This is a genomic window from Streptomyces alkaliphilus (assembly GCF_014141535.1).
GTDB classification, from domain to species: Bacteria; Actinomycetota; Actinomycetes; order Streptomycetales; family Streptomycetaceae; genus Streptomyces; species Streptomyces alkaliphilus.
In genome coordinates, this window is record NZ_VKHT01000444.1 from 1 (window position 1) to 4,130 (window position 4,130).

The 4,130-nt window shown below is 70.0% G+C and carries 6 protein-coding genes and 1 tRNA gene; 3 read left to right on the top strand and 4 right to left on the bottom strand.

Going from position 1 to position 4,130, the window contains the following annotated elements:
• The first annotated feature begins 225 nt into the window (after positions 1–225).
• A complete protein-coding gene (locus tag FNQ90_RS14630; RefSeq protein WP_182606786.1) occupies positions 226–417 on the top strand; it encodes a helix-turn-helix transcriptional regulator in 192 nt (63 codons plus the stop codon).
• Positions 418–479: 62 nt separating this feature from the next.
• Entirely contained in the window at positions 480–1,880 is a 1,401-nt protein-coding gene (locus FNQ90_RS14635) for a tyrosine-type recombinase/integrase (protein ID WP_182606787.1), read from the top strand.
• A gap of 124 nt (positions 1,881–2,004) precedes the next feature.
• Here the strand turns inward: FNQ90_RS14635 and FNQ90_RS14640 are convergent.
• Positions 2,005–2,086, bottom strand: a tRNA-Tyr gene (locus tag FNQ90_RS14640).
• Between the two features lie 169 nt (positions 2,087–2,255).
• Here FNQ90_RS14640 and FNQ90_RS14645 point away from each other — a divergent pair.
• Positions 2,256–2,744: a YajQ family cyclic di-GMP-binding protein gene (locus FNQ90_RS14645; protein WP_173019718.1), complete on the top strand. Its 489-nt coding sequence runs from the start codon at positions 2,256–2,258 to the stop codon at positions 2,742–2,744.
• A gap of 153 nt (positions 2,745–2,897) precedes the next feature.
• Here FNQ90_RS14645 and FNQ90_RS28685 read toward each other — a convergent pair whose 3' ends face one another.
• The 3 genes from FNQ90_RS28685 to FNQ90_RS28770 form a co-directional block, all read right to left on the bottom strand.
• Positions 2,898–3,398 (bottom strand): MFS transporter, encoded by a 501-nt coding sequence (locus FNQ90_RS28685; protein WP_407699367.1) that lies wholly within the window; start codon positions 3,396–3,398, stop codon positions 2,898–2,900.
• A gap of 20 nt (positions 3,399–3,418) precedes the next feature.
• On the bottom strand, positions 3,419–3,853 hold the full coding sequence (locus FNQ90_RS28690; protein ID WP_407699368.1) for an MFS transporter: 435 nt from the start codon (positions 3,851–3,853) through the stop codon (positions 3,419–3,421).
• On the bottom strand, positions 3,853–4,130 hold a 278-nt coding region (locus tag FNQ90_RS28770), incomplete at its 5' end, for a hypothetical protein (protein ID WP_228471197.1). The genes FNQ90_RS28770 and FNQ90_RS28690, both read right to left, overlap by 1 nt.

Consider the following 4,130-nt stretch of genomic DNA (forward strand, 5'->3'; position numbering starts at 1 on the left):
CGGTAACACCGGTTACAACCACCCCCACACCGCTCCCCACCTGCGGCGACGAAGTAACCGGGGTCGGGGCCGGTAACCGATACGCACCGGTCACAGCCGATGCCCCGTAACCCGAGCCGTATCGGTTACACCCACCTTCCGGTTACTCCGGAAACCCCCTCCCACCTGCGGTGTAACCGAAGCAACCGATGTAACCGACTTCTCCGGCCGAAGGAGTGCCCCACCGTGGCCCGCACCGAGATGCTCAAGCTCCCCGATGTGCTCGCCGAGATCGGCATGAGCCGCGCCGCCTTCTACCGCATGAGGGCCCGGGGGAAGGCTCCCAAGCTCATCAAGCTGCCCAACGGTCAGCTCCGCTGTCGCCGTCACGACCTCGATCAGTGGTTGGAAAGCCACGAGCAGACCGCAGCCGCCTGACCACACCGCACCACCGAGGGGCCCGTCCGTACCGACGGGCCCCTCATCCATGAGGAGACCTGATGCCGCTCACGTACGACGTGAGGATCTACGCGATCGAAACGCGGAAGGACCGACGCAAGGCGTTCCGTCTGCACTGGTTCGTCGGTGAACGCAAGTACTCCAAGAGCTACATGCTGCGGGCCCAGGCCGACGGCCGCAGGTCCGAGCTGATGTCGGCGGTTCGGCGGGGAGAACAGTTCGACACCGAGACCGGTCTGCCGGCCTCCGAGATCCGGGCGCTCCGGGGAGCAATCACCTGGTACGAGCACACGCGGTTCTACATCGAGCGCAAATGGCCCGCGGCTCCGGCCAAGTCCCGCAAGAACTACGCAGATGCCCTGGCCACCATCACTCCCGCACTCGTCACCACCACGGTTGGGCGTCCGGAGCCGAAGGTGTTGCGGCGTGCCCTGTACGGCTGGGCGTACAACCTCCTGCGTTGGGAGCAGGAGCCGCCGGGGGAAGTGGCCGAGGCACTGCGCTGGATCGCCACGCACTCCCTGCCCGTTTCCGCGATGGAGGACGCGAGGAACATGCGACTCGCCCTGGACGCGCTCGCCCTGAAGTTGGACGGGACTCCGGCGGCCCCGAAGACGGCTCAGCGCAAGCGTGCCTGCCTCAGCGAGGTACTGGGGCTCGCGGTCGAGGAGCAGTACTTCTCCTCGACCATCAATCCCCTGACGACCATCAAGTGGTCCGCCCCCCGGTCGGTCGAGGAGGTGGACCCCGGAAGTGTCGCGAACCCGCGACAGGTCCGGGAACTGCTGCGCGGGGTTCGCGAGCAGGGAGCGCGAGGAGCCCATCTCGAAGCGTTCTTCGGGTGCCTGTACTTCGCGGCGATGCGGCCGGCGGAGGCGATGGCGTTGCGAGCGGACCAATGCCACCTGCCGGATCGCGGATGGGGGACGTTGACTCTCAGACAGGGGACCGTGCGCGCGGGCCGGGCCTGGACGAATGACGGGAGGGCCCACGAGACACGGCAGCTGAAAGCCCGGGCGGAGAAGGACTCACGGCCGGTTCCCATCCCTCCGCACTTCGTCACCCTGCTGCGGCGCCACCTCACGACGTACGGCACAGCACCCGATGGTCGACTGTTCCGGACGAACCGAAACGGTCTGTTGCAGGAGACCGGCTACGGGGAGGTCTGGGCGGCGGCCCGCGCCGCCGTGCTCTCCGAGACGGAGGCGGCCTCGATGCTCGCCCGGCGCCCGTATGACCTCCGCCATGCCGGCGTGTCGTTCTGGCTCAGCTCCGGAGTCGATCCCGCCGAGTGCGCGCGTCGTGCCGGCCACTCGATCGCGGTACTGCTCCGGGTCTACGCGAAGGTGGTGTCACACACCCGGGAGCGCGCCAACACACAGATCGAGAACGCGCTGGGCGAGTGGTTCGGATCCGGGGAACACCCGGGGAAGACGGACTGATCCAAGCCGGGATACGGGCGGTACCGGGTGAGACACCCCGCGCGGTCGACCGTCAACACCCGCACATGAAGAAACCCCCTCCGACCTGCGATTTCGCAAGGTTGGAGGGGGTTCCTCGTTCCGGTGGCGGCGCCAGGATTCGAACCTGGGAAGGCTGAGCCGGCAGATTTACAGTCTGCTCCCTTTGGCCACTCGGGCACACCGCCTCGGGATGTCGTCCTGCGGCGCGCTGCGGCGCCTCGGCGACGGGGTAAACCATACCCGATGGGTGGGGGTGGTTCGCCACTCGGTTCGCCTCGGGATGATCACCGGCGGGCGGGACTAGGCTGGCGCCCGGATACCCGTTCCCCCGAGTCACGCACGAGGAGCCAGACCATGGCCGACTCCAGTTTCGACATCGTCTCGAAGGTCGATCGGCAGGAAGTGGACAACGCCCTGAACCAGGCCGCCAAGGAGATCTCGCAGCGCTACGACTTCAAGGGCGTGGGGGCCTCCATCGACTGGTCCGGCGAGCGGATCGAGATCCGGGCCAACGCCGAGGAGCGCACCAAGGCGGTGCTGGACATCTTCCAGTCGAAGCTGATCAAGCGGGGCATCTCCCTCAAGGCGCTGGACGCCGGCGAGCCGCAGGCGTCGGGCAAGGAGTACAAGCTCTTCTGCACCGTCAAGGAGGGCATCTCCACCGACGACGCCAAGAAGGTCGCCAAGTTGATCCGCGACGAGGGCCCCAAGGGCGTCAAGGCCCAGGTGCAGGGCGACGAACTGCGCGTCAGCTCCAAGAGCCGGGACTCCCTGCAGGAGGTCCAGCGACTGGTTCGCGAGAAGGACTTCGACTTCGCGGTGCAGTTCGTCAACTACCGCTGAGGTGCGGCGGGGCCGGGGGCCCGGCTCCGCCGACCGGCACACCGGCGGTCCGATCACCGACTCGATCGACGGTCCGTTACGGGGGCACGTGGTCACACCACGCGCCCCCGTTCGGTTTTCCGATGCACCCGGTCCATCCCCCTCCTCCCCCGGTCATCCCCTCACCGTCGGGCGCGGGGTGCCGCCGAGGGCGAGGAGCGCGGCGACTCCGGCCACGGCGGCGAGGACCAGATGGAGGGTGGCGTAACCGCCCACCGTCCCGGCCAGGGCGATGGCGGCCACCGGTGCGAGCGCGGCGGCCACGGTGACCGGGGCGGCGAGGACGGCCGACTGCCGGCCGTAGTGGGCGGTCCCCCAGCGGTTGGCGGTGGCGGTGGCCTGCAGAAGGGTGAGGTTGCCCCGGATGACTCCCACCACCACCGCGAGGACCACCAACAGCGGAACCGGTCCGGGGAAGGCGCCGAGGGCGAGCGTGCCGACCGCTCCGAGCCCGAGCAACAGGACCGTTCGGGGGCCGACCCGCAGCCGGCGGGCCAGGGGCGCGTACAGGACCCGACCCAGCACCTGGCCGACACCGCTCAGGCCGAGGGCCCATGCCGCGACGGTCGCGGACGCGCCGCGTTCGACGAGGAGCGGCACGAGGGCGATCACCACGGCGGAGACGGTGAGTCCCTTCAGCGTGAAGGCCGCCTGAGCAGGAGGAAGGGACGACTGCGGAGCACCCTCCCCGGGGAGGTGGGCGAGGGTTCCCGCGGGCGGTCGGCAGGGGGCCAGGGGGCGCGCAGGGCGAGGGCGTGCGCGGGAATGGTGACCAGGGCGAGGATCACGGCGAGCACCAGGTAGGCGGTACGCGAGTCGTAACGCTCGGCGAGTACGGCGGTGAGCGGGGCGAAGACCGTCGAGGCCAGTCCCCCGGCGAGGGTGAGGACGGTGAGGGCACGCACCCGGGCCGGCCCCCACCACCGGGTGAGTGCGGCGAAGGCGGGTTGGTAGAAGGTGGCCGCCATGGCGACGCCGGCGAGCAGCCAGGCGGCGGCGAAGACCCGGGGGTTCGGGGCGAGGGCGAGGAGCAGCACGGCGACGGTGCCGAGCACGGAACCGGCGGTCATCACCGCCCGGGGCCCCCGCCGGTCGATGACGCCGGTACAGCGCCCCGACCGAACTGCCCTTCGACGGGGACCCCGACCGGTACCCGGGGCGGGACGAGGTCGTCGCCCATCTGCTGCGCGGCGCCGAACTCCTGGACGCGCCCCTCCGCCTCCGCACCCGGGTGCGGGAGATCCGCCCCCGCTCCGACGGTTTCGAGGTGATCGCCACAGACGGCGAACGGTGGGCGGCCCGGGCCGTCGTCACGGCCTCCGGCGCGTTCGGCAACCCCCACCGACC

What these genes read in the sequence shown, in the direction of transcription:
- FNQ90_RS14645 (WP_173019718.1), top strand. Translation starts at nt 2,256, where the DNA reads ATGGCCGACTCCAGTTTCGACATCGTCTCGAAGGTCGATCGGCAGGAA.
- FNQ90_RS28690 (WP_407699368.1), bottom strand. Translation starts at nt 3,853, where the DNA reads ATGACCGCCGGTTCCGTGCTCGGCACCGTCGCCGTGCTGCTCCTCGCC.
- FNQ90_RS14635 (WP_182606787.1), top strand. Translation starts at nt 480, where the DNA reads ATGCCGCTCACGTACGACGTGAGGATCTACGCGATCGAAACGCGGAAG.